Here is a 26,232-nt window from a genome sequence, read left to right as displayed (position 1 = left end):
TCTGTTCTCTAAAAACTCTAAACCCATACGATCAACATTTGCCCCGCACTCAGACAATAGAGTTTTCTTAACGTTCACAGACTTCATTTTTTTAACGCTCCAGTTTCCTATCTCGGCTTAGGACAACAATTTTCAGGTTACATTTCAACACTAAGATTTTTATTACATTTTTTACCGTATTCATTACATTTAAAAAACAAACTATTTTAATCTACATTTATTCTCACCAACTTTGCATCAAAATATTAGGAATCATGAATTGGGGGAAATACAGAAATTTAATTTTCTACATCACTACCATAGCAATCTTTTCCTGTCTGATGTACTTCTTCATTATTGAAGGACAAACGCTGGAGATTAAGGAGAATATTGTCACTAAAACAAGCACCGGATCTACCTGGGATAACTTTCAGGAATCATTTAAAACAAATCTTCATCATCCATTAGCGCTATTATTAGCACAGATTGTTACCATTATCCTTACGGCAAGGCTTTTCGGATGGGTCTGTATGAAGATCAAACAACCTTCTGTAATCGGAGAAATGATTGCAGGAATTGTTTTGGGACCATCGCTTTTGGGAATGTATTTTCCTGAATTTTCAGCATTCCTTTTTCCAAAAGAATCATTAGGTAACTTACAGTTTTTGAGTCAGATAGGATTAATTCTATTCATGTATATTGTGGGAATGGAACTGGACCTTAGTGTTTTAAGAAAAAAAGCCCATGATGCAGTAGTCATCAGCCATGCCAGTATCATTATCCCTTTTGCACTAGGAATTGGTTTATCTTATTTTATCTATCAGGAATTTGCACCTGGGGGCATACAGTTTACCTCTTTTGCTTTATTTATTGCCATTTCCATGAGTATTACGGCCTTCCCGGTATTGGCAAGGATTGTTCAGGAAAGAAACTTACAAAAAACCAAGCTTGGAACTATTGTTATTACCTGCGCCGCAGCAGATGATATTACAGCATGGTGTATTCTTGCGGCTGTGATTGCCATTGTAAAGGCGGGTTCTTTTACAAGCTCCATTTATGTTATTATCATGGCTATTGCCTATGTTCTTCTGATGATTAAAATCGTAAGACCGTTCCTCAAAAGAATTGGAGATCTTCAGGCTGGTAAAAATACCATCAGTAAGCCGATGGTAGCTATTTTCTTCCTGACTTTGATCTTATCATCCTATGTGACTGAAGTTATTGGAATTCACGCTTTATTCGGAGCATTTATGGCAGGAGCGATTATGCCGGAAAACACCAAGTTCCGTACGTTATTTATTGATAAAGTAGAGGATGTGGCATTGGTGCTTCTTCTTCCATTGTTCTTTGTTTTCACAGGACTTCGTACGCAAATCGGGTTACTGAATGACAGTCATCTTTGGATGACCGCCGGATTTATTATTTTAACGGCTGTTATTGGAAAATTTGCAGGAAGTGCCCTCACCGCTAAATTTGTCGGAATAAACTGGAAAGAAAGCTTAACCATAGGTGCTCTGATGAATACCAGAGGTTTAATGGAGCTTATTGTTCTGAACATTGGATATGATCTCGGTGTATTAGGCCCTGAAATCTTTGCAATGCTTGTTATTATGGCCCTATTTACCACTTTTATGACAGGTCCGGCTCTAGACTTCATTAATTTTATTTTTAAATCAAAAAAAGATGAAAATGAGTCTATGGACGCTGCCAACGATTCAAAGTACAGAGTCCTGCTATCCTTTGACAAACCTGAATCCGGAAGTACCTTATTAAAACTGGCTCATGATTTCACCCATAAAATGAATGGCAATAAAAGCATTACGGCTATGAATATTGCTCCTGTTAACGAACTGCACGCTTATGATATGGATGAATATGAAGAGTCTCAGTTTCAGAATGTCATTGAAAAATCACATGAGCTGAATCTGGAAGTCACTACCCTTTTTAAGGCCTCTACCGATATAGAAAATGACCTGACCAGCATTACCAATAAAGGCCATTATGACCTTCTGCTTATTATGCTTGGAAAGTCTATGTATGAGGGAAGTTTACTAGGAAGGCTACTAGGTTTTACCACTAAGATTATTAACCCTGAAAAGCTTTTGAATACAGTAAAAGGCAAGGGTAATATCTTCAATAACTCTCCTTTTGACGACTTTACACTACAGATTCTGGATAAAGCCAACATTCCTGTAGGTGTATTGGTGGAGAAAGACTTCACTGCTGCAGATAAGGTATTTGTTCCGATCTTCAATCTGAGTGACTTTTACCTTCTTGAGTATGCCAAAAGACTGATTAACAATAACAATTCTCAGATCATCATTCTTGATGCTGCAGGACAAATCCGTAACAATATCGAAGTGAAAGAACTGATCCGAAGCATTGAACAGGTGGCTCCTAATCATATCACTTTGTATAATGAGAAAAAAATTGAAAAAGAATTCCTGAATTCTCAGGATCTGATGCTCATCAGCAGCAAAAGCTGGAAAAACCTGATCGATACGAAGAGTCTTTGGCTCTCTGATATTCCTTCAACATTAATTATATCAAATCCGTAACACCGATATTTTCTATTTCTACTGGAAGCTGTAAATATTATTCGTTGTCTGTAAAGAAAAAACGGGTATATTTATAGCTTCATTTTTTTGAATATGCTGGTTAACAATGAAAACGGAGGCTTGAAACTGGAAGATTTCAGCACTCAATTGTACAAGGGAATGCCATTAGATCAGCTGAAACAGACTGATTTTTATACAGAAAAGTATCACAATATGTGGGATGTGAAAACCGGATATTTTTGGTATTATTTCAAAGCTATAGAAATTGAAGGCCGTCAAATATCTTTGAGTCTCTGTTTTTTAGGAAATCAGCTCCACAGCATTCACATGAATACATGGGAAAGCACTGATGCCAAAGACTGGAATGAATGGACGGAAGAAAAGGAAATGCAGGTATTCCATCGGAATAATGAATTTTTGACCTTAATTTTGGGAAAGTCCCCAACCCGGAAAAAGAAAACGCCTTATCCAAGCTGTACTTTCATTTTTCACTGGGGAAGTGTCTGGTCGGTTTATGATCCGCGAAGTGCCAGCAGTTTTATGGGAATCAGCTATGAAGCGTAAAAATAATTAATAACTATAAAAACAAAAATTGTCCTATGTGTCGATATGCCATGATGGTTTATAAATGTCACTATGCTTGTTTCAACTGTCAGAAAACGTTCAAACGTCGTGTTTTAAAAGATGTAGACAGAGATGCACAGGTCTCTGTAGAAGCCAAATGCCCAGAATGTGGGAACCTTATGGCCAATATGGGACTTGACTTTGAATCACCAGCAAAGAATGATCATAAACAATGGGCACATATCAGGGATCTATATACTGTAGGAATTACTTTTCATTCCTGTGGATGTTCCGGACCGGGATATATTCCGCAAGACCGGAAGGCTATTATCGCTTACCTTGAAAAAATCCGCGCAGAATATATGCATTCGCTGGTGTTTTGGAGATACCGCATAGAACCGGAAACGAAAAGAGAACGTGAAATTGAATATCAACAAAATGGCTCTAAGCTATGGACAGTAAACCGGGATGCTTTTAAGAAAACAGTGACCAATCAGGAGGGTATTAATTACTGGATCAGTAGGATCAAAGAGGTTGAGGAACGCCTTACCCTTATTAAAGAGATGAAATAAACTTCATTTTTACCCCCCAAAAAAAGTTGCAAAAGGTTTTAAACACTTAAAGTTTTTAAGTTTAAGAATTCATGCTTAAGAAGAGCATCTAAGATTTTAAAGATAAAAAATGAACCATTGGCACTTATATAACAAAATGAAAACTTTTATTTTACCTTCTCCAGTTTTACAAGTCTTGCAAAGGCATCCTCTATACTTTTCTCTTCTTCAGCCATATAACTTCCACTGAATGGCGCTCCACAATCCTGACTATTTACAATATGGATCAGGGTTCCTTTTTCAAAATAATTCCTGGTTTCTGTAATCTCCGATTTTCCAAAATCAAAAACTTCCGTATCATTATTTTCTTTCATTACTTTTGCATCATAAAATAGTGGACGATTGTACTCATAGTCTTTTACAAAAACAAAAGATACCTTTCCGTTGAGCAGATAATATTCAATAAGAACTTGTCCCATCTCTCCATAATGTCTGGCCATAATCTTTTCCAGGCGCTTGTTTTTATAGTAATAGGTTGCTTCTCCGCCTTCCGCAGACTCGCCTTCAATATTTTTCTTTTTGATGGTGGTCCATTGTGTGATAGAGTTGATTCTCTTAAAATTAGCCTGAATAGGTTTCAAACGGTCTTTAAGATACTCATTGGCTTCAATATCTTCTTCATTAAGGCTTTCCTTAATTCTTATCGTATCCTCTTTTTTTAAAGAAGAATCTCCCAAATGATGAAGAAAACTTCCTGCGTATCCAAACTGGAATGTTATCAACAGGATGAAAAAGCTCTGTAAATATTTATTTTTCATATCATTATGTTTAGCGTTCATGGTTTCTATCTCTCATCATCCCATCTCTTTCTCACAAAATTATTAAATATTTTCATGGATGGGGATCAAAATTCCAGATAATCCTTTGTCGTAGTTTTACTACAATTTTTAAAATTTAACCTTAAAAATTCATTTCAAATTTAGTTTTTTAATAGTTTTATACTATAATTCACGTTCAATGGATATTGATTTTTTAGAATATAAGGTTCGTAACGGAGATACCCTTAATTCCATAGCTTCCCGGTTGGGCATAACCGGCGAGGAACTGAAGCTATTTCATAATTCCCATTGTCAAAGAATGAACAGGATTTGGTTTGATAACCTTAATGAGGTTAAAAGTGTTTTCGTTCCTATCTATGTTAAAACCGAAAAACAAAAGGATCAGGAAAGAAAAAACGCACTTCCTTCTTCACCATTATCAGATTCTTTTTTTGCAAAAACATATAAAGTCACTGAAGCTTTTAAAAGCCCATTTGAACCCTCTCTAACCGTAGATTATAGTGTACATCTTAATGTTCGTAAAGACAAAAATAGAAATCATTATCTATTATCTTACAGCCAGGATCATTTTATATCAAACGGAAACCCGCCGGATGCTAAAATGAGCAGTTTGTCAATTACCTGTATGGAAAGCATCATGCCTATTGATTTTATTATTAATGAACAGGGTAAAATTATTGGGCTTGCAGACCATAAAAAAGTCACTCAAACCTTTGCTGAAAAACGCAAGGATCTTCAGGACTTCTTTATTGGAGAAATCGCTGAAAAATATATGGATACTTTTGAAAAGAATATTGCAGATGAAGAGTTTTTCCTGCAGCAATTTCAAAGTACACTAGTCTTTCAGGTTTTACTTCCTAAGATGGATTGGTTCCACAAGAAAACAGATTGGACCGAAAACCTGTACTTTTTACAAAATTCATTTTCAATACCTTGTAATATGAATATTGTACAAGAAGACGAGAACAAAGATCATATTAAAACCAGTCTGAGAGGAAGCAATACAGAATTTTACAGTTTGCAGGAAATAAAATCAGGACATAAATTCAATCAAGAAGCAGAAGATCCTGTTTCAGGAGAATTTATCATTGAATACACCACCCACAAGAAAAATAAAAACCTTCTTCAGGCTTCAGGAAATGTGCACCTCTGGCGTGAAGCAGAATCAGTTCAACAACACACCATCACGATAACACAAGGATAATATGAAAAGTTATGTCATACAGCAAGGTGATACCTTCAGTTCGCTGGCCCAGCAATTTAAGCTGAAAAACGAAAGTGTTTTAAAAACCTATCACAACCTCCACTGTTCAGAGGAAGATGTTATGCAGGAACCAATCCCTGGAAAGAAAATAATGATTCCGGAAGATCCTCAGCTTATGGCTGAAGAGAAAGCTCTACAAAGCTCACCTGCTGCAGAGTCTCAGGAAGCTGCAGAAGATAAAGGAACTAGCGAAGAACCTTCTTCAGAAGCATCATCATCCGACAGTCCATCAGCTGAAAAAGCAGAGCAAAAAGAAGAAAAGAAAGATAAAGACGGCGAAAGTAGTTCAAGCCCTCATGATGGAAAGTTCTTTATCATACAGAAAGGAACCGTACAATGTAACCAGGGCTTCAAGTTTCCTAAATTTAAGGTAACCAGCCAGCAAAAGCATTATTGGAATAATAAGGAAGGAGAAGCAGACTATCTTGCTGTTACAGAAGACGATGTACAGCTTGATCCGCCTGCCCAACCCTTTGGGCAATGTAAACTTAAACCCACTGCCGGAGGTTATCTTCCCTGCGCTTATGCTCCTGCAGGAAAATGGCAAAAACCTTACGAAAAAGTAAAGATTATGGGAAAAAGTTGTCTGACAGAAATCTCCGAACTGATGTGTAGTACAGGCGGAAAAATTACCATCTTAAAACATGGCCAACAAAACGAAACGGGCAAAAGCCAGGTTAACAACGCTGACAGCCAAGAGCAACAGGTGTATAACCCCGTTGTAAATTTTGACAAATTCAAGGCAGAAACTGATGAACAAGAGGCATACGCCTGGTAATCCTAAAAACTAAAGATCATGGCAAAAAAAGGCGTTTTAAGAATCTCTGGTAATACTTCCCCAAAAACAGGAGTAAAGACACTCTATAAAGTAACAGAATGGTATCCTGACACCCCACCTAATGAACGAAATGAATCCCTTATTACCTGGGAGTTGTTCAGGAAAAGACCGGATGGCCAATTTACCACAACGAACATTAAGAAAAAGGTTGGTGAATTTACTTTTGGTAAAGATTCCTGGCAGGAAACATTCCGGGTTGAAGGATATCTTAATAGTCCGGAAGGGAAAGAACCTATGTCTATTATTGTACAGCCTCAAAAGAATGAACAGCAACCCACTACAGCAAAAGATATTCTTAGCGTAAAACTTACTTATCAGGATGGTACGGCTGTTAACAAAAAATTAAGCTATAAGGATCGCCTCACAGCAACGGCTAAATGTCAGGGACTTTCAGGAGAACATATTATTTTCACACTTTGGGAAGATGATGAAAATGGTGATGGACACAATAACAAAAATCAATCTATTGCAAAATCTCCGCCTATTTTGGTAGACAGCCAAGGAAATGCCCGTTGGAATTTCACACTCCTTAATACCTATATCGCTCTTGCCAATCAAAGAGAAGATGATAAAAAGCAACATGAATATTATGTTACGGCTGAGTATAATGGAAAACTAAAAGCCTCAGATAATGCTACTGCTGATAATCCGGAGTATAAGGCACCTAATACTCCGCCAAAAGGCAATCCACAACCCCAACCGGGTTCTCCAAGAGGATCAACAAGACCTACTTCACCTAATAATCAACCAGATAAAAAAGGAGTCATTACTAAGATAAAACTAACTGATAAAAACGGTAAAGAGTTTAGTAAAAACCCTAAATATGGAGAAACTATAATTGTTCATATAGAATCTAAAAACCTTGTAGGGAAAAAATATATCCTTAAAATATGGGAACATGACCTCGTAGGAGATAATGATCTGTTGTATAGCCATGAACACACTTTTCTGGCTGATAAAATAAACCTTTCAATGCCGCTTACTCCTGCGATGCAGAAAACCGGAGATGTAGGAAATAATCCGAGAAATCCTGATAGTGGTGAATATTGGAAAGGGGGACAACAGGAAATCTTCGCAGAAGTTATTTTCCTGAATCTTTCGTCTAAATCTCAGACGATTGATGTAGATATCCTTGCAGCTCCGAAACCACAAAACAATGGAACTACTCCAAGTGGAGTACAGAATCAGCCCAAAGCCGATCCTAAGAATTGCGGCGGAAAATTCTGTATTGACAAAAACGCTCCACCTAGTGAACTGATAAGAGAAATCAATATTCGTTTATCTGGATTTGGAGGAAATGTACCCACAGATAAATTTACAGACAGAACAGAAAAAATGGTTAAGCAGTTTCAGAAAGACTATATGAAAGTTCCTGAAACGGGTAAAGTATGTGGAAATGTGTTAAGGGCAATTGATGAGTTTTCTAAAAACTTTGATATTAGCCCAGCTCATTGGGGACAATTAATGTGTAGCTGTTCTACAAAAGGGAAAAAAGCAACCAGCGTTTTAAGAGGTATTCAGGAAACAAATAGTTGTAATGGATTTGGAGATGGAACAGGAAAAAATACATATAAAGGAACTGTTAAAACTGAAGCATTCAATAAGTATGAATATCCCGGGATTCATAGATCACTTTTATTCGGATTCAAAGCATTACAATTTTATTTTAGCAAGCAAACTACTTACAAAATAGATTCCTTTTCTTCAGGGTATAGATGTAGATTTAAAAATTATACTACAACCAACCATCAGGGAAAAGCAATTGATATGCAGTTCAACAAAGGGACCTGGGAAATAAGAGGACCCCAAAAGAAAAATCTCGTAGAATTAAGAAATATGAGAGATACAATCTTTGTTAAATATCTTGGTGCTCAAAAAGAATGGCCTAATACAAATGTATTTTCAATAGAACCCATTGATCTTTTATACGATAGTAAGGGTAAATTAAGATATGACCATACTTTCAGTTGGATTCACATGGATGTAAGACAATTTGATGCTCAATATCTGGAAGATAAATTTTTCTGTAAAAGCTTAACAGCTTTAAATGGAAAAAGTATTGTTCAATTAGCTATTGAAGCAGGCTATGCCAATACCTGCAGCTGTTATTCAAGCTATCAAAGTCAGGCAGCAGCTCCACAAACTGCTGGGAATTGCGCATGTAATAAGGATTTAACCAAAGAGCAATTAAAAGGTATTGCCATCTCTGCAACCCAAGCCAATATTGATAAGTATTTTGATGGGTTTAATCAAACATTTAAGAAATTTAATATTAAATCCTGCTTACAAAAAATACATTTCCTGGCTCAGGTGAACAAAGAATCCGAAGGTTTCAAGTATAATGTTGAGTTGGGAGATGCTGCTTATCTTGCCCCATACAAAGGCTGGCATGGAAGAGGCTTAATCCAGTTAACAGGTAAAGAAAACTATGAAGCCTTCCAAGCAGCCATCGGAGAAGATGTTACATCAAGTGCAGAAGCTAGAGATAAAGTTGCTAAACCTCCTTATGCCACCTATTCAGCAGGTTGGTTCTGGGACAAACGGGCCGCTCTCAACAGCCATGCCGACAATAATGATTTTATTTACATTTGCTATCGTGTAAATGGAGGGTTCAACCATATTGACGACAGACTTGCTAGTGTAAAAAAAGGATTTGAATCATTATATTCTAAATGTACCACAAGTAAAGGGAAAAATACAGATTATAAATTTAAAGACAGTAAAGCTTACGATGATAAAAAAGCAGCTTTTGCCTGGGGACTATGGCATGATCCTATATTTACGAAAAAAGGCTGTACAAAAGACAAACAACTGGCCATTGAGGGTTACCAAAGAGTTGTTGATTTAACCACCGATGCTGAAACCACAACAAACTATTATGCAATTCAAAAATTAAGTTACTTTTCAGATTTAGTGTTCACAAAAGTCATAAAAGACAAGACATACAAATATGTAAACATAAGAAAAGCAGCTTTAAAAAGATTAAACGATTTAAAAAAATAAAAATGATTAAACCTATTTTATTTTTAACAGTAATGACTCAGTTTGTTTTCTGTAAACAGGCAGACAACAATCATATAAAAAATGATAATTTATCTAATAAAGAGGTTGAAAATCATCAACCTCTAAAAGATACTGTGAGAGGAGATTTTAATAAGGATCATAAAATTGATTATCTTCAAATCTTGGATAAATCACCTGAAGAAAAACAAATTATAATTTTCTTACAAGGTGAAAATAATAAGTTTTCAGAATCAAAATCCTTTATTATCAGTAATGATGACTTCACTGAGGTAGAAGATCCTGTTAATCATTTATTTATTTCAAGCGGAAAACCTGGTGAAATAATAGTTATGGCTTCTTGTTGCGGAAATTTTAAAACAACAGAAACATACTATTATAAATTCATCAAAGATAACTGGTATCTTTCTAAAACTTCAATTTCAACGGTTGATGATGATTTTATTCCTAAAATTAAGGTAGATATGAATAATTTATCCAGCAGCATTGATAATAAAACGGTTGATAATAAAGATATTTACCAAAAAGAAATCAAAGAGTTAAAAGAAAGCTCATTATCCAATTTCAGCAAATCTTTGGCATTATTGAAATCAGCAAGTAAAACCAATACCTTAAGTAAGCAAAATACTGTTGGGTTGGAAACCGTTGCTGAGTGGCTTTATTTCAATCCAATTAATGAAAATAATATAAACGATTATAATGATATTGCCTATTATGATTCTTACACAAAAGATGGAAATACCACCGCTCTCTTTTTGTTAAAAGAAATCATTGAAAAGTATCCGAACAGAGTTGTAGCCTGGTTAAATATAGGAGATTCATATTGGACCGCTGATAATAAAGAAAAAGCAAAAGAAGCTTATCTTAAATATATTGAGTTGATGAAAAGTCAGAAAAAAGATATTTCAAAAATTCCTCAAAGAGTTTACGACCGAACTAAATAAATTATGAAATAATATACTGTTGTATGAATAAATTAGTATTGCCATTTATATTTTTTGCATTGATATCATGTAAGAATGCCCCTGAAATTAATAATACAAACCATGATTCTTTAAAAACTCAAGATACCTTAGTCCCTCAGAAACCTGATAGTAAAACTGTTGAACCAACAAGTAGCAGTTCAGCCAACAGTCAATATGTTTCTCTTCCTTTTGATTACGAAAAATATAAGAAAACCTGTATTCAGGAAGGCTCGCCGGACTGTTCAAAAATGTATCCGGTGCTGGGGCAATCAGAATCTGATAGTATAATTAAGATTGTAGGTATTACAGAAGGCAATCCGGAATCTATTTTTCAAATACAGCCTGCTTCCGGAAGTACCATCAATATATTTGTTTTGAACTTTGAAGGAGATTCTAATTCGCAAGAACTTGTTACAATAGGTAATAATAAGGTGATCAGCCGCCAGTCCATTGGTTATGCTATGCCTGAAGAAGAAACCTACGAAACATTTATCATGAATCCTGATATGACTGTTGATATCTACGAAATCAGTTTTACAGACAATACAAAAAAGAAAAAAAAGGAGAAATATAAGATATCAGCGAATGGTACTATTTCAAAAATCTAGTATAGTACTAGATGTAGAAGCAAAAAGTGTTTGAAATTAAATGAAAAATATATTACTATTCATTTTTTTACTAATCACGCTCACCTGCCATTCTCAGGATAGAAAATATGCTGAGAATGGTCTTATAAAACTCAAAAAGTCTTTTTCAAATAAAAAAGAAAAAGATTTTCTGGAGAATTTCCCAAAGGACTTTCAAACCTTTAAAAATACATTTGGCTGGGATGATGAAAAAGACTCAGCTGAGCCGCTTTACGATAATTCCGGTGCTTATATTGACTATTGGTTTTCTTTATTACAAAAACCACAGTACAGGCATCATGAAACCTCTATTACAACGATTTCAAAAAATGGGAAATGGGAAGCTGATGCAGTCAATTATTTTAAGATAAAAAGTATAGAATACATTGAAGTGAATAAGAAATACAACCTGATTAATTCCTTATCAAAAGAAGATGCTAAATCGGTAATTTCATTTTTATTGGATTCTCCTCATCCTAAGTTTGATAGTGTATTCATTTCCAGTCTTACCCTAGAAAAACAGAAAATCGCAAAAGAATTTTTATCCAAAAATGCTTCAGATATGAACTATTACATTCAGGATACTGACGGCTATGCTAATCTAAGAAAGGATAAAAATTCTTCTTCCAAAATTCTACAAAAGATAAACACGGGTGAAAAAGTGAAGGTTTTAAACCAAAGTGGAGATTGGTGGCTGGTTATTTCCCAAGAAGGCAAAAAGGGATATGTTCACAAAAGCAGAATAAAAAGCAAAAAATCCCCGTAAACAGTGAATAAACCTAACCTTAAAAAGCGGTATATTCAACCCCATGAAAAAGATTATTCCCCTTTATCTTTTATTATTGTTGGCAGGATGTAAAAAAGTGACTGAAACCAACACTAAAGGAGCGGCTTCACCTTCTCCAATCCTCAAAGCTTCTGAGAAAAAAGAAGAACATGATATTGTAAGTCCTGATCCAACAATTGTAAAAACTCAACAGGAAAATATAGATTTCATCAACTACCCTATTGATGATCTGGAAGGCATTACCGGTACCGGCACAGAAGGAGTTTACCGTAATTTTGATTTCAGTTATCAAGATGGAGAAACCATGTTCATTCTTGTTCCTAAAATTGGAGCCGGGAAATGGTACAGCCAACAGATTAATCAATATAAAGATCAGGATGCAGATGCGATGATTGATAAAAAACTTAGTCAGCAGTCATTCAAAAAACTTAGTAAAGAATTTAATATCTTCATCTTTCATACTCCAAAAAAATATTTAAAACATACTCCTAATCTGGATGCGCCGTACACACCACAGACTCCGAGAACTATATTTCTATACGAGTATAATAACACTGATAATAGCTGGAAAACTATAGATCATTTTACCCTAAAAAGTGAAGATGATGAAGGAAAAGCTAATGAATGGAGAGAAAATGCCACTTCTAAGCTAAGTTCCTTTGAAAAATAATGTAGTATAACTCAAAAAATGCATTATTAAACAAATATCTGGTACCATATGAACATAAAGAAAGCTCTACTTTTATTGCCCATTTTAGGAATGCTTTCCTGTAACAAAACTGTAGATAATAAAGTCATAACGCTAGAAGATACAATTAGTATACGTGATAGTTCAGCGGTTCAGAGTTACTTAGATCAGTCTTATAACCGTCGTATTAAAGACACCATTAAAGGAAATTGGGAATCTTTTAGTTCCGAAATACAAATATTTACTATAAAATTGGAAAGCACAAAAGATAATGACACTATAAAAGGAACTTACCATGTTTCTGCCCAAGGAAAATCAGAAGAAGGTATCATTACTGGAGTCATCTCTGACGGAATAGCCATGCTGGAATTTTATAGTCCCTCAGATCCCGATACTAATAAAAGAAAAGCAGAACTTTCAGATTGGAATGAGAAATTTAATTCAATGGATTGGAAACTCATAAAAGCACCTTTACAATCCCTTATTCCTGAAAAATGCACATTCCATAGACCTGTCCCTTATAAAATAGGACCTCAGATTACCAGATAAAAAATTATATAAAAATAAATACAACCCATTATTAATGAGAAACATAAGCTTTATCGCTATTACACTGTTACTGATAACAGGCTGTAAAAACGATTCAAAACCGACAGCAAATGAAACAGAAACCATGAAAAAAGACAGCCCTGTTGTAAAAGCTTTCGCAAAAGAAAAGGCAGTAGAGGAAAGCAAGGAAATTCCTACACTGAAAGAATGTACAGAAAAAACTGTTGACTACGAAACTGAACTGGAATGCATTTTCCCTAAAAGTACAATGGAAAATGTTTATCAGAAGACCATCAAGGAAAAAGAATTGGAAAAAGCAGAGCTTCTTCTTACAGAATTACCTAAACAAAGCAGTGAAAAGGAAATTCATCAGGATGGTTTGGAAACCATCAGCTATAAAGTTTCGCCCAACAAAGTTGAAATTGAATTCTTATTTGCAGGGGGTGTAACTACCCTTGAATTGGAACAAAAAGGCGATGATGTAAAAAGAACCATTATCCACAGTGCCGATTAAGACCCATTCAACATCATGAAAAAAATATTTTTTACCCTTACTGCTCTGAGCATTATTTCCTGTAAAAGTCTTCCGGAAGAATCTTCAAAAGATACCTCCGGATCTACCCTTCATACTCAATGGAAGGGAGAATATTCCATCTCTCATGATTTTGGAAAACTGGATGAAAACGCTGAAATGACATTGGATTATGATTTAACCATCACCAAAGACAGCTGTACTTTTGGAGGGCTTGGCTATAAAACCTTTTTTACAGACGTTTGCAGCATCACCGGAAATGAAAAACAGATCATTGTAAAATACATCAGACAGATTGAAGGTGATCCTATGAGTAACCACGCTCCTACCGATACATTGGCAGTAGTATCCAGGAAAGACGGAAAATATTTTCTTCAAAGCGAAGTGGTTCCCAGTAAGGATTGGCAGTACAATACTCCGATTCTTCTCAAAAAGAAATCATAAAAATCTCGCAACTTTAAAAAATATTTTATAATTTCGCATTGTGAATTTTAACAACGAAACATATTATTATAGAATTTTTACCTCAGATCTGGGATAGGGATTCTTATGAACATAACTTAAAACCTCGTCCTAGGACGAGGTTTTTTTATTTAAAAAAATTTAGAAAGATGAAAATAAGTATTATTGGAGTAGGATTAATAGGAGGTTCAATGGCCTTGAAATTAAAAGAAAAAAACATCGCCAGCTTCATCTACGGAATTGATAACAGCCAACAACATATCAACGAAGCATTGGATTTAAAAATCATTGATGCCGAGGCAGATCTGGAACAGGGAGTAAAAGGTTCAGACCTTGTTATTCTTGCCATTCCGGTAGATGCTGCAAGAAAACTGTTACCTAGTGTTCTGGATCTTGTCTCAGATCATCAGACCGTCATGGATGCAGGTTCTACCAAGGCAGGAATCGTAGGTGCTGTGAAAGACCATCCGAAACGTTCAAGGTTTGTAGCCTTTCACCCGATGTGGGGTACTGAAAACAACGGACCTAAATCTGCCATTGCAGAGAGTTTCGCAGGAAAGGCAGGAGTAATCTGCAACAAAGAAGAATCAGCTGAAGATGCATTGAACATAGTTGAAAACATTGTGAACGCCCTTGAAATGCATACCATCTACATGAATGCAGAAGATCACGATATTCACACCGCTTACATTTCCCATATTTCCCATATTACATCGTATGCTCTTGCCAACACGGTTTTGGAAAAGGAACGTGAAGAAGAAACCATCTTCCAGCTTGCCAGCTCCGGGTTCTCCAGTACCGTACGTCTTGCCAAATCACATCCTGAAATGTGGGTTCCTATCTTTAAACAGAACAAAGAAAATGTGCTGGATGTTTTGAATGAACATATCACTCAGCTCAGAAAATTCAAGTCTGCTTTAGAAAAAGAAAACTATGAATACCTGGAAGAATTGATTACCAACGCCAACAGAATCAGAGGAATACTAAGATAACACACTGATAATCAATAACACTATCATTTAAACGATATATCTATTAACCACAGAATAATTTTTTGTGGTTATTTTTTTGCTCAATTTTAAAATAAAATTTTAATAAAATTAAAAAATATTTTAACTTTATTAAAAAATATATTACTTTCGTAAAAAATAAATTCAATGAAGTTACCGATCATCTGCCCAAGCTGTGACCATACTCTTAACGTGAGCCAAATGAAATGCCCAAGCTGTAAAACTGAGGTAAGCGGAGACTATGAACTTCCGGTTCTTCTAAAGCTGAATCGTGATGAACAGGATTTTATCCTTAATTTTTTCCTGTCCAGCGGAAGCATTAAAGAAATGGCTAAACAGGCAGGTCTATCCTACCCAACCATGAGAAATAAAATGGATGACCTGATTACAAAGGTAGAACAATTAAAAAACAATCTATAAAACCATTAATAATCTGTAAACTCAATCTATTATGAACTGGAAAACCGTTTTTAATCCGTTTGAAAGGTTTGATGAAAAACTCCTTCTCCTTATCGGCATTATTGCCATGGTATTTTCTATTGCTATAGGATATTGGACTCATACTGCCTTTACGAGTATATACAAGATAAGTGCTATTGAAAATACTTCATTAAAAACGGTAGTCATTTCTACCCTACTCAGCTTTCTGATTGCTATTGTCATTCTTTTTATTTTAGGCAAAATTCTAAACGGAAAGACCAGAATCATTGATATCATTAACACCGTTTTAATATCTCAGCTTTTCCTGCTTCCTATACAATGTTTTGGAAACGCATCATCCATTAGACTGGCCGGAAAAAGCATTATCAAGTACGAGTCTAACCCCACAGAAACATTTCCTTTTCTGGATTTTCTGACCATGATTTCCATAACTATCATTTCTATTACTGTACTCATTTATAGTTTTACCCTTTTCTATAATGGTTTCAAAACCGCTACCAATATCAAAAAGTGGCAGCATATTGTACTCTTCTGTATTGTTTCATTGGTGAGCACGCTAGCATGCCAAATTGTAATTAATAAAATTATTTAAAATATCATGAAAATCAAATTATTATTGGTGCTGGCGTGTCTGGCACAGATTTGTCACGCCCAAATTGAAGGAACCTGGAATGGTGAATTGGATACCGAAAGCATTAAACTCCCCGTTATTTTTAAAATATCAAAAAAATCAAAGGCATACACTTCCATCCTTATCAGTCCTAAACAAAGTTTAAGAGAAATTCCTGTAGAGAAAACAGATTTCAATAACAATGAGCTTAGTTTTAAAATAGGAAGTATCAATGCAGGTTACAAAGGAATCTATAAAACAGATCATTTTGAAGGAAACCTGATTCAGAATGGCAGAACAATAGCATTGAACCTTTACAGGGATAACAAACCGAAGAGTTCTGATATCCCTTACCTCAACGGAAAAGCAATCAACACTCAAAAAATTGATGACTTCTTAAACTATATGGTTCAGAATAATCAGGAAATCGGAAGTATGGCTATTTTCAGAAACGGAACACCAATTTATAAGAGAGACTTTGGCCAAAACCTGCTGCCAGGCAATACAACCTATGACCAAAATACCGGATACCAGATAGGTTCCATCAGTAAACTTATGACTGCAGTGATACTTTTTCAGCTCATAGAGCAGGGAAAGTTAAGTCTTACCGAGCCTCTTTCAACATTCTATCCTGAAATTCCCAATGCTAAAAAGATCACGATCCAAACCATGCTAAATCATACCAGCGGATTGGGAGATTATGTGGGAAAAGCAGATAAAAAAAATTGGCTCTTTGAAGGTCCTGTAGGAGATAAAGCTATTATTGACGTGATTAAAAAAAATGATATTCAATCTCAACCAGGAGAAAAGCTAAAGTATTCCAACTCTGCCTATTTCCTGTTGAGCAGAATATTGGAAAAGATCCATAATAAGCCTTATAACGATATTTTAAAAGAAAATATTCTGAATAAAGCTCCAATGCCTCATACATTTTCTGTACTTGATAATCCGAAGAATATTTTTAAATCCTATGAATTTATAAAAAACAGCTGGACAGAAGTTAAAGATTTTGATTTTCACAACTGCATTGGACTGGGAGATATCACCTCTACACCGGAAGACCTGAATATCTTTATTAATGCATTATTCAATGGTAAATTCATCAAAAAAGAAACTCTTGATCTGATGATTTCCAACAAAAACGAAAAAGTATTTGGGTCCGGAATCATGAAGGTTCCGTTCTACAATATTATTTCCTATGGACATGCTGGAGATACCGCTGGAAGTCACTCTATACTCGCTTTCGAACCAACAGATCAACTCTCTTATGCTGTTACTATTAACGGTCAAAATTTTCCTCACAACAGCTTCTATATTGCTTTAATGAATTTGATATATGACAGAGATTATCAGTATCCCATATTTAATAGTGCTAAAATTCCCGTTGCTGATCTGGAAAAATATGTGGGTGATTACACTTCAAAGGATATTGATTTAAGCTTAAAAATATTCGTCAAAGAAGAAGGATTATATGCTCAGGCTACCCATCAGGCAGAGTTTCCATTGACTGCCACAGAAAGAGACCAGTTCACGTTTGAAAAAGCGGGTATAAAACTCACTTTCAATCCTGAGAACCAACAACTCAAAATGATACAATGCGGAAAAACATATGTATTCAATAAAAAACACTCCAACAAGTAGCTTTTCACAAATACTCCAGTTGAAAACATAAATTTCCCACCTCCAGAGGGGGTGGCGAGAATTCAAAGAATTTTTGACGGAGTGGTTATTCCCGTAAACAAATCAAAAAAAATCCTTAGACAACTAAGGATTTTTATATTGTAAATAAATATTCTCAATTAGCACTCCGGAACGTTCACAGCAATCGCCAATCCACCTTCAGAAGTTTCTTTAAAACGGTCACTCATCGAAAGAGCAGTTTCCCACATCGTCTGAATTACCTCATCCAAAGTTACTTTTGCTTTAGCAGGATCACTTTCTAATGCAATATTAGCTGCTGTAATGGCCTTCATGGCACCCATTGTATTTCTTTCAATACATGGGATCTGTACAAGGCCTCTGATAGGGTCACAGGTTAATCCAAGGTGATGCTCCATTGCAATTTCAGCAGCCATCAATACCTGTCCTACACTTCCACCTAATATTTCTGTAAGCCCCGCTGCAGCCATCGCAGATGACACTCCGATTTCTGCCTGGCAACCTCCCATTGCTGCAGAGATCGTCGCATTTTTCTTGAATAATGTCCCAATTTCTCCTGCTACCAATAAGAAACGAATAATATCATCCTCACTGATAGAATCTGTAAACGCCTGAGAATACATCAGAACTGCCGGAATTACACCACTTGCTCCATTGGTAGGGGCCGTGATAATTCTTCCAAAACTGGCATTCTCTTCATTCACTGCCAGTGCGAAACAGGCAATCCATTTATTGATATTGGTAAAGTTTTCTTCGGCATCAACCACCTGCTGAAACCATTCGTCTTTATTCTTATATATTTTATCTCCTAGCAATTTTCTATTGATTCCGGCAGCTCTTCTGGAAACATTTAATCCTCCCGGAAGAATGCCTTCTTTATTAACTCCTTTGTAAATACACTCTTTAATTTGCTGCCAGATATACAACGCTTCTGCTTTCGTCTCTTCCTGAGTTCTCCAGCTTTCTTCGTTGATAAAAATTAAATCTGATATTTTACTAAGTCCCAGTTTTTCACAGTATTTTGCAATATCCGAAGCCTTATGACAAGGATACAATGTACGTACACATTGTTTTTGAATTGAGTTTTTCTCCTGGCTGGCAATAAAACCACCCCCTACAGAATAGAAGTCCTGAATAAGCTCGGTTCCATCCTCAAAAACAGCTCTGAAAATCATTCCATTCGGGTGAAAATCAAGAGATTTCTTCATATTCAGAATTAAATGATGACCATAAATAAACGGAATCACCTTCTCGCCACCAAGATTGATGGTTTGAGTACTCTTGATATAATCTACTTTCTCATCTATTTTGGTAGTATTAATCGTCTTATAGTCTTCACCATTTAAACCAAGCATTCCGGCAATATCCGTTCCGTGTCCGATTCCCGTTTTTGCGAGTGAACCAAAGAACTCAAGAAAGACCTCTTTCACTTCTTCTATTGATCTTTCTCTTTTTATAATCCTGATAAATGCGGATGCTGCATTCCATGGCCCCATCGTATGCGAACTGGACGGGCCTATCCCAACTTTAATAATCTCAAAAACCGATATTGATTCCATAAATGATTCTTCATTTTCCTCAAAAGCAAAGATACATGATAAATCTTATAATAAGCATAGTAAAATCTCACAATTAACAGCCCTACATCATGAATATAATAAATGGTTAACGCCTATTTTTGTAAATTAGCCAATATCTTTTACCTGTTTCAGATCTATTACCAGTTCTCTTTAAATTATTTTGAATGGAAACATTAATTAAGAGCATTACACAGCATGTTACGCTTAGCCCGGAAGAGATTTCCCTTTGTAAAAGTTTCTGGACAGAGAGAACGTTGGAAAAAGGGGATTTACTGTTAAGAAACGGAGAAGTCTGCCGACATGACAGCTATATTGTCTCAGGGGTTTTAAAGGCTTTCTGCATCAATGCTGACAATGGAAATGAAGAGATTCTTTTTTTAGCTATTGACCATTGGTGGGCTACCGATATCTCCAGTTTCTCCAAACAAAAAGCATCCATTTACAATATACAGGCTGTTGAAAAGACAACTCTTCTGCAGATCAGTCAACCCTCTTTTCAAAAAATGCTGGAAAAAATTCCCTCTTTGGAAAAATACTTCAGAATTATTTTAGAAGGTTATCTGGGAACTCTTGAGAAAAGAGTTGTTTTTAACCACATGCTTAAGGCGGAACAAAGATATTATGATTTTCTGGAAACCTATCCGGATATAGCCTCCAGAGTTCCACAATATTTAATAGCTTCCTATTTAGGCGTATCTGCAGAATTTATAAGCAGGATCAGGAAAAAAAATAAATCCTCTTGAACTAGATCAATTTTTCCCTAATGAATAATCAGGAATTTTGCTGTTATAAAATCATAACAAATGAAAATACTGATTATCAATGCCAGTGTAAGAAGTAAAAGATCTTACAGCAGAAAACTAACCCAGCTTTTTGTAGAAAACTGGAAAACCAAATATCCTTCCGATCTATTCACTTACAGGGAAACCGGAATTGACAACATTACTAATATTGATGAAGGATGGATTGCCGGTGCCTTTAAAAAATCATCAGACAGAACAGAAGAAAACATAAAAGCCTTACAATTAAGTGATGAACTGATAAAAGAACTCAAAGAACATGATATGTATGTTATTGGTACTCCCATGTACAATTGGTCTATCCCGGCAGGATTAAAAGCCTATATAGATCAGATAATGAGAATTAATGAAACCTGGAAATTCAGATCCGGCATTCCGGATGGTGATTATGTAGGACTGCTTGAAAACAAAAAAGCATTTATACTATCAACCCGCGGTGATACCGGATATGGCGAAAATGAAAAAAACGGACATGTCAATTTTCAGACAACCTATCTGAAACATATTTTAGGGATTATGGGAATTACAGATATTACCACCTTTTCATTGGATAACGAAGAATTTGGTGGTGACATCTTTGAAAACTCAAAAAATAAAATCTTCAATGCCATTCAATCCATTACATAATGATCATTTTTTCAATTAGAGTCTTCTGAAAAGGCTCTATTTTCTTATTCATCAATTAAACCGCTCCTGATGTTGGGAAAGATCAAGTCCTATATTTTCAGATTCCTCCGAAACTCTTAATGTAATGATCGCATTGGTAACTTTATACAACAACAAAGATCCAAGAAAAGTAAATGCAGACACCAGAAATAATGCAGCCAGATGGTGAAGGAATACTTCAACTCCACCATGCAGAAGGCTTGCTTTTTCACCATGAGCAAAAATAGCCGTTAGAATCATTCCCATAATACCTCCTACTCCATGGCAGGCAAAAACGTCCAAGGTGTCATCTATCTTATTTAAAGCTTTCCAATTAACCAGCAGATTAGAAACAATGGCAGAAATAAACCCTATGAAAAGGCTCTCCTGAATACTAACAAATCCACATCCGGGTGTAATAGCAACAAGACCTACCACCGCACCAATACATGCTCCCAAGGCAGATATGCTCCTCCCGTTGATTCTGTCAAAAAATATCCAGGTCATCATGGCAGAAGCTGAGGCAATGGTAGTAGTTCCGAAGGCAGTTGCTGCAGAAGCAGAAGCACTTAAAGCAGATCCTGCATTAAATCCAAACCATCCAAACCACAGCATTCCTGTACCCAGAAGTACATAGGGAATATTAGAAGGTTCATGATGTGGGTTTTTCCGTTTTCCCAATACCAAAGCTCCTGCCAGTGCGGCAAAACCTGCACTCATATGCACAACTGTTCCACCGGCAAAATCTTTCACACCAAAATATTTGTTTAAAAGACCATCAGGATGCCATACCATGTGACAAAGTGGAGTGTAAATACAAATACTGAACAAAACAATGAATAAAAGATAAGAAATGAAACGAACACGCTCTGCAAAAGATCCGGTAATAATCGCAGGAGTAATAACAGCAAATTTCATCTGGAATAAGGCAAACAGAATAAAAGGAATAGTGGGAGCCATCATCCTATGCGGCAGATTCCCTACTCCATTAAAAAAAGGATAGCTTAACGGATTTCCAATAATCCCGTAATGTTCCCCGGCAATGGTGATCCCCAGAGATTCACCGAAGGATAATGAAAAACCAACCACCACCCAAACCATAGAAATAACGCCTAACGCAATAAAACTCTGCAGCATGGTAGAAATTACATTCTTTCTGCCTACCATTCCTCCATAAAAAAAGGATAATCCCGGTGTCATCAGCAATACAAGTCCGGCTGCTGCTAAAATCCAGGCTACATCCGCTCCTACAATTTTATCTTCATTTAAAAACGCCCCTTTATCAGAAATATCTGTAACCGGATTCCAGAACAAACCTCCAATAGCAACCAAAGCAATAAGAGAGAATGAAACGATCCATTTTAAACCTATTTTCATAAAATTTATATTTAACCCCATCAAAATTACATATAAATATCATAAAAAAGTCATTTATTTAACAATCACCCCTGTTAAAAATTATTCATCCAATAACATTATTGCTTTTTCACTAAATATTTCATTCAAGATTTTAGAAACCTCTTTGGCTTTAGTGGCCGGAAACAGATGGGTTCCTCCTTTAATGATATAATCAGGTTTTGAATTTCTGATTGGAAAAACAATATCCTTATCTCCCAATATCTGGATGACCTTTGGATTCTCATCAAATTTCCATTCAGCAACCTTTTCTACAGACCATTTCAGATAATAAGGATCTCTTACTCTGAAATATTGAAGAATTCTCGGATTCTTTGGATCGAACAACTTTCTGAGAACACCATATACATTGGCTGCTCTCGCATTAAACAGTCCTACGGGTAATATTCTAGGGATTTTTGTTACTTCCCCAGTCTTTATGAATTTGGATTTTTCCTTATCAGATTTGATGCTTCCCAGAATGACTACTTTTTCGGCTGGTTTCAAACGATTGATCTCCTGAACCATAATTCCACCAAAAGAATATCCAACCAGGCAGAATGGCTCTGAAGGATCTATTTTCTCTGCCATTCTTTCTACATAAGCATGAAAAGGCTCATTTTTCTCCGGGATGAGCCAGTCTATAAAAACAAGTTCACAATGCTTGGGAAACTGTAATCTTTCAAGTACCTTGAAGTCTGCTCCAAGACCGCTTACAACATAAATTTTCATCCTACTAATTTATAAAAAATGCAGAAAAGCTACTATGGAGATTAAAAGAATTTAACTTATAAATGTTTAATTATTGAAAAATCTACACTGCCTTCTAATCTATATTGAGACTCTTTCAGAAGATCAAAAAGAAAAACAGTAAATGATCTACACACGTTGTCATTCTGCAAGAATATAAAGTATCTTAAATAACCCGAGTTCGGGATCATAAAATTAACGATAGTAGGCTGGAAGCTGGAAGAGAGAGGCTGGAAGTTACTCTCGGAACTACCATTTCTGATGTTGCCGTAAAATTGGATGAAGCTGTCTTTAAAGGAATAATACATTACAGGGTTGTAAGTGCTTTTTTAACCTCAACTCACTTCCCTCTCTCAGTTCCAGGCTTCCTTATTTACTAAAAACAGAAATGTTTTATCCCAAAAACAGGTTAAATAACACACAAAAATTACCCCTCTAACGAATATCACAATCGAAAATATAATCATTCTCCTCCCTCCGGAGTGGTGGCGAAAATTCAAAGAATTTTTGACGGGACGGCCAATAAAAACACCATATCTTGCTCCTATCGTTCTTCATCACATTATCCCACAAAAAAAAAACAGCTCCTAAGAACTGCTTTTTTATCAACATTACATTTAATTTTATTTCTTCTTTGCAGGAACTCTGTTTTCATTATCCAGCTTTTCAGTAGACACTTTAAACTGAATATCCATTTCGTCCTTGATGAAGTAATCTTTTAATGAAGACTGATAGAATACTTTAAAGTCTCTTCTGTTGAGAGAGAACTTCGCAGATTCAATCGCTGTAGTAAACTGAGTTACGTATACATTCGCCGGGAAAGTAATGGTTTTTCTCACACCTTTAAGGGTAAGGTCTCCGTATACTGTAGAGTTATACTCACTGTTTGCTAATGGAATAATTTTAGTCAAATGAAATTTGGCAACCGGGAATTTCTTCACTTCAAAAAAGTTCGTACTTTTCAGGTCATTGGTAAGTTTGATCTGATCTTCATCAGAAACATCACCCGCCATCATACTTCTCATATCTATTATAAATTCACCATCTACCAGTACAGTATGATCGAAGTTGAATTTTCCACTTTTTAATTTTATCGTTCCTGAATGGGAGGAAGCCTCAGTTTTTACAACCTTATATCCCCACCATCTGATCTCCGATGAAGTCACTTTTGAAACTTTATCAAATTTCCTTTGAGCAGAAACAAATGATATGCTTGCGCACACCATAGCAAACAATAGTAATCTTTTCATTCTTTTTTATTTACAATTCAACAAAAATAAAAAAAAGTGTAGAACTTCTACACTTTTAACAATCTTTTTTTGATTAATTTATTGAGCAGTTACTTTTACGACCATATCAATATCATCTTTCACAAAAACATCCTGCATCGTAGACTTGTAAGCAACATCAAATTTCTGTCTGTCGAAAGAGAATTTGTTAGATACTAAACTTACCACTCCTTTGCTGTAAGAAATTTTAGCAGGGAAAGTAACTGGGTTTGTTTTTCCTTTCAAAGTAAGGTTTCCTGTTACTAAAGAGTTGTAGATTTTATCATTGTTTTTCTTTACACCTGTAATTTTGAAACTAGCAGTTGGGAATTTTTCAACTTCAAAGAAGTCACCATTTTTAAGGTGCCCATTCAATTTTTGCTGATATTCTCCTGTAAGATCGGTAGCGTTAATAGAAGTCATATCCAACACGAAGTTTCCTCCTACAAGTTGATTTCCTTTCATTACCACATCACCTGATTTTACTTTCACCGTTCCATCGTGAGAACTTGCCTCAGATTTTGCTACTTTATATCCCCACCAGTGAACATCAGATGCAACTACTTTTTTAGACTGTCCGAAAGCTAAACCACCAGCTAATACTGCTAATAAAAATATTTTTTTCATTGTTTAGAATTATTTTAATTAAGTTTAGGACAAAGGTAGCCAACTTATTTGATAGATTTCATTGATGTATATCAAGAATTTTAATTATTTTCATGAATAATATCATCCCATAAAAAAACTCCGAATTTCTTCGGAGTTTTCTTTTTATGCCTGATAGTAGGCCGTGTACAGTGCCATACCATTTAATGCTGTATGATTTTGCTTGACCAGATAGATCGGGATGTTTCTAAGCATTCCCTCCATTTTATCGCTGATCTTGAATTTTTCGTAAAACTTAGATTTATCAATATATTCTCTTACCATCTGAGGAATGTCTCCTGCAATCAGAAGACCTCCGGTAGCTTTTAACTTTAACGTTAAGTTATTGGCTTCTCTTGCCAAAAACTCAAGGAAAGTATCTAAAGCAATTCTGCAGATCAGTACATTATCCTCTACTGCTGCCTTGTAAAGCTCTTCAACGAAATTACCATTAGCAAGACGTTCTCCTAACCATTCAGGCTCGGGATGTCTTTTTACATCTCTAAGAAAACGATAGATATTGAATAATCCTGATTTAGATAATACATTTTCCCAACTCACAATACCATAGATATTATTTAGGAACTGGTAAAACTCAACCTCCACATTCGTTCTTGGTGAAAATTCAGAATGTCCTCCTTCTGTCGCGAAAGGTCTTAAGTTCTTTCCGTCAAAGAAATATCCTGCTTCTCCCAATCCATTTCCAGGAGCAAGGATTGCTACATTTCCTTTTTCAAGATGACCGCTGGTATAAATCGCTTCAAGGTCATCATCTTCAAGAAGAGCCATTCCGTAAGCAGAAGCTTCAAGATCATTCAGCATTTCTACTTTTTCAAAACCGAATTCTCTTTTATATTCTTCAACATCTAAGTTCCAGCCCAGTCTGGCAGGATTACTTTTTCCATCAATTACAGGGCCTGGCACAGCCATTCCCAGACGTTTTACATTTTCCAACTGATTATCCTGAATAAACTTCTTTAAGATGTCATTAAAAGAAGCATACTCTTTAGTAGAATATGTATTTTGTAGTGTAATCTCAAGACCTCCGTTACCGGAAACAAAATAGCCTAAGATTGTTATATCTTCACGAAGACTTGCTCCAATGATAGAAACATTATCATTATTACTGTTCTCTACTCCTGGTAAATAAAGTGGAAATTTTGGATTCAGAATCATAACCTCAAATTTTACCAAATATAATAATTG

At 35.6% G+C, this 26,232-nt stretch carries 26 protein-coding genes; 19 read left to right on the top strand and 7 right to left on the bottom strand.

Annotated features, from left to right (window positions below; all coding sequences use genetic code 11):
* Positions 1-254: 254 nt before the first annotated feature.
* The 3 genes from CHSO_RS07960 to CHSO_RS07950 all read left to right on the top strand — a co-directional run bounded on the left by CHSO_RS07960 (position 255) and on the right by CHSO_RS07950 (position 3,673).
* The gene (locus CHSO_RS07960) at positions 255-2,537 is read left to right on the top strand and encodes a cation:proton antiporter (RefSeq protein WP_045494590.1); all 2,283 of its coding nucleotides are present in this window, start codon (positions 255-257) and stop codon (positions 2,535-2,537) included.
* A gap of 93 nt (positions 2,538-2,630) precedes the next feature.
* Complete coding sequence (locus tag CHSO_RS07955; protein ID WP_052480531.1) at positions 2,631-3,101, top strand: hypothetical protein; 471 nt, start codon at positions 2,631-2,633, stop codon at positions 3,099-3,101.
* Between the two features lie 35 nt (positions 3,102-3,136).
* Positions 3,137-3,673 carry a hypothetical protein gene (locus tag CHSO_RS07950; protein WP_045494583.1) on the top strand — a complete coding sequence of 179 codons (537 nt, stop codon included), beginning with the start codon at positions 3,137-3,139 and terminating at the stop codon, positions 3,671-3,673.
* 146 nt (positions 3,674-3,819) lie between these two features.
* Here CHSO_RS07950 and CHSO_RS07945 read toward each other — a convergent pair whose 3' ends face one another.
* Positions 3,820-4,470 (bottom strand): hypothetical protein, encoded by a 651-nt coding sequence (locus CHSO_RS07945; RefSeq protein ID WP_045502138.1) that lies wholly within the window; start codon positions 4,468-4,470, stop codon positions 3,820-3,822.
* Between the two features lie 199 nt (positions 4,471-4,669).
* Between CHSO_RS07945 and CHSO_RS07940 the strand changes: the two genes are divergently transcribed.
* The 14 genes from CHSO_RS07940 to CHSO_RS07875 all read left to right on the top strand — a co-directional run bounded on the left by CHSO_RS07940 (position 4,670) and on the right by CHSO_RS07875 (position 17,925).
* The gene (locus CHSO_RS07940) at positions 4,670-5,695 is read left to right on the top strand and encodes a LysM peptidoglycan-binding domain-containing protein (protein WP_045494581.1); all 1,026 of its coding nucleotides are present in this window, start codon (positions 4,670-4,672) and stop codon (positions 5,693-5,695) included.
* Between the two features lies 1 nt (position 5,696).
* Entirely contained in the window at positions 5,697-6,533 is an 837-nt protein-coding gene (locus CHSO_RS25330; RefSeq protein WP_084220947.1) for a PAAR-like protein, read from the top strand.
* An 18-nt stretch (positions 6,534-6,551) separates the two neighbouring features.
* Positions 6,552-9,596 carry a hypothetical protein gene (locus CHSO_RS07930; protein ID WP_045494578.1) on the top strand — a complete coding sequence of 1,015 codons (3,045 nt, stop codon included), beginning with the start codon at positions 6,552-6,554 and terminating at the stop codon, positions 9,594-9,596.
* A gap of 2 nt (positions 9,597-9,598) precedes the next feature.
* On the top strand, positions 9,599-10,558 hold the full coding sequence (locus tag CHSO_RS24960) for a tetratricopeptide repeat protein (RefSeq protein WP_052480530.1): 960 nt from the start codon (positions 9,599-9,601) through the stop codon (positions 10,556-10,558).
* A gap of 23 nt (positions 10,559-10,581) precedes the next feature.
* On the top strand, positions 10,582-11,187 hold the full coding sequence (locus CHSO_RS07920; protein WP_144428877.1) for a hypothetical protein: 606 nt from the start codon (positions 10,582-10,584) through the stop codon (positions 11,185-11,187).
* Between the two features lie 40 nt (positions 11,188-11,227).
* Complete coding sequence (locus CHSO_RS07915) at positions 11,228-11,971, top strand: SH3 domain-containing protein (protein WP_045494572.1); 744 nt, start codon at positions 11,228-11,230, stop codon at positions 11,969-11,971.
* Positions 11,972-12,014: 43 nt separating this feature from the next.
* Positions 12,015-12,662, top strand: a complete 648-nt coding sequence (locus tag CHSO_RS07910) for a hypothetical protein (RefSeq protein WP_045494569.1) — start codon at positions 12,015-12,017, stop codon at positions 12,660-12,662.
* A gap of 48 nt (positions 12,663-12,710) precedes the next feature.
* Entirely contained in the window at positions 12,711-13,229 is a 519-nt protein-coding gene (locus CHSO_RS07905) for a hypothetical protein (RefSeq protein ID WP_045494566.1), read from the top strand.
* Between the two features lie 34 nt (positions 13,230-13,263).
* Positions 13,264-13,743, top strand: a complete 480-nt coding sequence (locus tag CHSO_RS24955) for a hypothetical protein (protein ID WP_052480529.1) — start codon at positions 13,264-13,266, stop codon at positions 13,741-13,743.
* 15 nt (positions 13,744-13,758) lie between these two features.
* Positions 13,759-14,205: a DUF5991 domain-containing protein gene (locus CHSO_RS07895; protein WP_045494562.1), complete on the top strand. Its 447-nt coding sequence runs from the start codon at positions 13,759-13,761 to the stop codon at positions 14,203-14,205.
* 167 nt (positions 14,206-14,372) lie between these two features.
* Positions 14,373-15,215, top strand: coding sequence for a prephenate dehydrogenase (locus tag CHSO_RS07890; protein ID WP_045494559.1), 843 nt, complete (start codon positions 14,373-14,375; stop codon positions 15,213-15,215).
* A 165-nt stretch (positions 15,216-15,380) separates the two neighbouring features.
* Complete coding sequence (locus CHSO_RS07885; RefSeq protein WP_045494557.1) at positions 15,381-15,653, top strand: DUF2089 family protein; 273 nt, start codon at positions 15,381-15,383, stop codon at positions 15,651-15,653.
* A gap of 31 nt (positions 15,654-15,684) precedes the next feature.
* Positions 15,685-16,266, top strand: coding sequence for a YIP1 family protein (locus CHSO_RS07880; RefSeq protein ID WP_045494554.1), 582 nt, complete (start codon positions 15,685-15,687; stop codon positions 16,264-16,266).
* A 6-nt stretch (positions 16,267-16,272) separates the two neighbouring features.
* Positions 16,273-17,925: a serine hydrolase domain-containing protein gene (locus CHSO_RS07875; RefSeq protein ID WP_052480528.1), complete on the top strand. Its 1,653-nt coding sequence runs from the start codon at positions 16,273-16,275 to the stop codon at positions 17,923-17,925.
* A gap of 158 nt (positions 17,926-18,083) precedes the next feature.
* Here CHSO_RS07875 and CHSO_RS07870 read toward each other — a convergent pair whose 3' ends face one another.
* Complete coding sequence (locus CHSO_RS07870; protein ID WP_045494552.1) at positions 18,084-19,502, bottom strand: L-serine ammonia-lyase; 1,419 nt, start codon at positions 19,500-19,502, stop codon at positions 18,084-18,086.
* A gap of 185 nt (positions 19,503-19,687) precedes the next feature.
* On the opposite strand from CHSO_RS07870, the gene CHSO_RS07865 reads away from it, so the two are divergent.
* Positions 19,688-20,266 carry a Crp/Fnr family transcriptional regulator gene (locus CHSO_RS07865; RefSeq protein WP_045494550.1) on the top strand — a complete coding sequence of 193 codons (579 nt, stop codon included), beginning with the start codon at positions 19,688-19,690 and terminating at the stop codon, positions 20,264-20,266.
* A 60-nt stretch (positions 20,267-20,326) separates the two neighbouring features.
* Entirely contained in the window at positions 20,327-20,950 is a 624-nt protein-coding gene (locus CHSO_RS07860; RefSeq protein ID WP_045494537.1) for an FMN-dependent NADH-azoreductase, read from the top strand.
* A 51-nt stretch (positions 20,951-21,001) separates the two neighbouring features.
* On the opposite strand, the gene CHSO_RS07855 is transcribed toward CHSO_RS07860, so the two are convergent.
* From CHSO_RS07855 to CHSO_RS07835, 5 genes are all read right to left on the bottom strand, one after another.
* Positions 21,002-22,345, bottom strand: coding sequence for an ammonium transporter (locus tag CHSO_RS07855; protein ID WP_045502124.1), 1,344 nt, complete (start codon positions 22,343-22,345; stop codon positions 21,002-21,004).
* 81 nt (positions 22,346-22,426) lie between these two features.
* A complete protein-coding gene (locus tag CHSO_RS07850) occupies positions 22,427-23,095 on the bottom strand; it encodes an alpha/beta hydrolase (protein ID WP_045494534.1) in 669 nt (222 codons plus the stop codon).
* Between the two features lie 641 nt (positions 23,096-23,736).
* Positions 23,737-24,363: a YceI family protein gene (locus CHSO_RS07845; RefSeq protein WP_045494531.1), complete on the bottom strand. Its 627-nt coding sequence runs from the start codon at positions 24,361-24,363 to the stop codon at positions 23,737-23,739.
* A 78-nt stretch (positions 24,364-24,441) separates the two neighbouring features.
* Positions 24,442-25,008 carry a YceI family protein gene (locus tag CHSO_RS07840; RefSeq protein ID WP_045494528.1) on the bottom strand — a complete coding sequence of 189 codons (567 nt, stop codon included), beginning with the start codon at positions 25,006-25,008 and terminating at the stop codon, positions 24,442-24,444.
* 144 nt (positions 25,009-25,152) lie between these two features.
* On the bottom strand, positions 25,153-26,202 hold the full coding sequence (locus tag CHSO_RS07835; protein ID WP_045502121.1) for a glucokinase: 1,050 nt from the start codon (positions 26,200-26,202) through the stop codon (positions 25,153-25,155).
* Between the last annotated feature and the right edge of the window lie 30 nt (positions 26,203-26,232).

The organism is Chryseobacterium sp. StRB126 (assembly GCF_000829375.1).
Lineage (GTDB): Bacteria > Bacteroidota > Bacteroidia > Flavobacteriales > Weeksellaceae > Chryseobacterium.
The sequence above is the reverse complement of the archived record's forward strand: the minus strand, read 5'-3'. Positions and strand labels throughout refer to the sequence as shown.

Coding starts and splice junctions, on each gene's coding strand:
- CHSO_RS07960 (WP_045494590.1), top strand. CDS start 255: ATGAATTGGGGGAAATACAGAAATTTAATTTTCTACATCACTACCATA.
- CHSO_RS07955 (WP_052480531.1), top strand. CDS start 2,631: ATGCTGGTTAACAATGAAAACGGAGGCTTGAAACTGGAAGATTTCAGC.
- CHSO_RS07950 (WP_045494583.1), top strand. CDS start 3,137: ATGTGTCGATATGCCATGATGGTTTATAAATGTCACTATGCTTGTTTC.
- CHSO_RS07945 (WP_045502138.1), bottom strand. CDS start 4,470: ATGAAAAATAAATATTTACAGAGCTTTTTCATCCTGTTGATAACATTC.
- CHSO_RS07940 (WP_045494581.1), top strand. CDS start 4,670: ATGGATATTGATTTTTTAGAATATAAGGTTCGTAACGGAGATACCCTT.
- CHSO_RS25330 (WP_084220947.1), top strand. CDS start 5,697: ATGAAAAGTTATGTCATACAGCAAGGTGATACCTTCAGTTCGCTGGCC.
- CHSO_RS07930 (WP_045494578.1), top strand. CDS start 6,552: ATGGCAAAAAAAGGCGTTTTAAGAATCTCTGGTAATACTTCCCCAAAA.
- CHSO_RS24960 (WP_052480530.1), top strand. CDS start 9,599: ATGATTAAACCTATTTTATTTTTAACAGTAATGACTCAGTTTGTTTTC.
- CHSO_RS07920 (WP_144428877.1), top strand. CDS start 10,582: ATGAATAAATTAGTATTGCCATTTATATTTTTTGCATTGATATCATGT.
- CHSO_RS07915 (WP_045494572.1), top strand. CDS start 11,228: ATGAAAAATATATTACTATTCATTTTTTTACTAATCACGCTCACCTGC.
- CHSO_RS07910 (WP_045494569.1), top strand. CDS start 12,015: ATGAAAAAGATTATTCCCCTTTATCTTTTATTATTGTTGGCAGGATGT.
- CHSO_RS07905 (WP_045494566.1), top strand. CDS start 12,711: ATGAACATAAAGAAAGCTCTACTTTTATTGCCCATTTTAGGAATGCTT.
- CHSO_RS24955 (WP_052480529.1), top strand. CDS start 13,264: ATGAGAAACATAAGCTTTATCGCTATTACACTGTTACTGATAACAGGC.
- CHSO_RS07895 (WP_045494562.1), top strand. CDS start 13,759: ATGAAAAAAATATTTTTTACCCTTACTGCTCTGAGCATTATTTCCTGT.
- CHSO_RS07890 (WP_045494559.1), top strand. CDS start 14,373: ATGAAAATAAGTATTATTGGAGTAGGATTAATAGGAGGTTCAATGGCC.
- CHSO_RS07885 (WP_045494557.1), top strand. CDS start 15,381: ATGAAGTTACCGATCATCTGCCCAAGCTGTGACCATACTCTTAACGTG.
- CHSO_RS07880 (WP_045494554.1), top strand. CDS start 15,685: ATGAACTGGAAAACCGTTTTTAATCCGTTTGAAAGGTTTGATGAAAAA.
- CHSO_RS07875 (WP_052480528.1), top strand. CDS start 16,273: ATGAAAATCAAATTATTATTGGTGCTGGCGTGTCTGGCACAGATTTGT.
- CHSO_RS07870 (WP_045494552.1), bottom strand. CDS start 19,502: ATGGAATCAATATCGGTTTTTGAGATTATTAAAGTTGGGATAGGCCCG.
- CHSO_RS07865 (WP_045494550.1), top strand. CDS start 19,688: ATGGAAACATTAATTAAGAGCATTACACAGCATGTTACGCTTAGCCCG.
- CHSO_RS07860 (WP_045494537.1), top strand. CDS start 20,327: ATGAAAATACTGATTATCAATGCCAGTGTAAGAAGTAAAAGATCTTAC.
- CHSO_RS07855 (WP_045502124.1), bottom strand. CDS start 22,345: ATGAAAATAGGTTTAAAATGGATCGTTTCATTCTCTCTTATTGCTTTG.
- CHSO_RS07850 (WP_045494534.1), bottom strand. CDS start 23,095: ATGAAAATTTATGTTGTAAGCGGTCTTGGAGCAGACTTCAAGGTACTT.
- CHSO_RS07845 (WP_045494531.1), bottom strand. CDS start 24,363: ATGAAAAGATTACTATTGTTTGCTATGGTGTGCGCAAGCATATCATTT.
- CHSO_RS07840 (WP_045494528.1), bottom strand. CDS start 25,008: ATGAAAAAAATATTTTTATTAGCAGTATTAGCTGGTGGTTTAGCTTTC.
- CHSO_RS07835 (WP_045502121.1), bottom strand. CDS start 26,202: ATGATTCTGAATCCAAAATTTCCACTTTATTTACCAGGAGTAGAGAAC.